The organism is Zooshikella harenae (assembly GCF_018837975.1).
GTDB classification, from domain to species: Bacteria; Pseudomonadota; Gammaproteobacteria; order Pseudomonadales; family Zooshikellaceae; genus Zooshikella; species Zooshikella harenae.
Genome location: NZ_JAGSOY010000268.1, coordinates 1 through 1,124, shown reverse-complemented (window position 1 = coordinate 1,124; position 1,124 = coordinate 1). Strand labels below are relative to the sequence as shown.

The window sequence follows — 1,124 nt, the reverse complement described above, 5'->3', positions numbered from 1 at the left end:
AATGAGTCTGTAATGGTCGTGCGGTTATAAGTGTGCTCGTAGGTAATGGACTCACCTTGTGGTTTTTTAAACTCAAGGATCTGTCCTTCATCATTAAATAAAGCTTGGCTACTATCCGCAAAGGTAATACGCCATGACGCATTTTCTTCACTGGTTTCCTCTAAGCGATGATAAACATCAGGGTCACTTTCCCAATAATGGACTATTTTTTTGTAGGTATACTGCTTACCATCACCTAAGTGTAGTACTGAGATGTTTCCAGCAAACTGAAGATAGATAGCGGTGTTGAAGGTCCATTTACCTAAGCTACTGTTATACGTTCTCACCAGAGGTAGAGGACCCGAAAGGTCCGTATCAATATGGTACATATTACCCGTACCAATACGAATAGGTTCGCCTTTACTGGGTGTTTGACAAGACTGTGCGGGACCATTTTCTTTTGGGCTGGCAACAAATGGTTTAACTTTGTAACATTCTTTATTACCATCCTGATTAATCCGTTGGTAATACCCATCTGGGCACTTTAATTCTCTTGACCGATCTGCATAAATAACAGATCTAGCTGATGTGTCACATTGTCCATTTGAAGATTTAGATTGCCCCGAAAAAGTTAAAATCTGTCCGCTATATACTTCAATTCCACCATCTATGCGTTTTTCAATGTTCCGACAATGCCAGCCATCAGCTGTTACATCCCCCCATGAACTGGTATCCAAGGATTCTATTTTACATAAGCTATTTGAGTTTGAGATATACTTTTGGGCTACGTCAATATAATTTTCTTCAGTGATCGGCTTGCCACCCGGGCAGCTCTTTGCTACTGCTCCCATATAGGTTCCTCCTGTAGCTTTGCAAAGTGCAGCATGCCTGGAGGGATAAGCATTAGCCGGAATACAGTACGATACACTCCAGTCAGATGGCTCGGGAAGAAGGCAGCTCGCCTTACCCCCCGCTTCGACACAGTCTGTTTCTGCTGCAGAAAAGGCATAAAATGCAGATAAAAAAGGTAAGCAAAAAATAAACGTAATTAATTTATTTTTTTTACTGCGACTGTAAAACGGCATGCACACCACCAAAAAATTCAAATAGCAAAAGAAACAGCTATATTAAGCAAAATTGCGCAG

Annotated in this window: 1 protein-coding gene; it reads right to left on the bottom strand. The window is 41.2% G+C overall.

The features are described from left to right. Positions 1-1,064: DUF6531 domain-containing protein (locus KCG35_RS25530; RefSeq protein WP_215822667.1), on the bottom strand; the 1,064-nt coding region annotated here is incomplete at its 3' end. Positions 1,065-1,124: the final 60 nt, after the last annotated feature.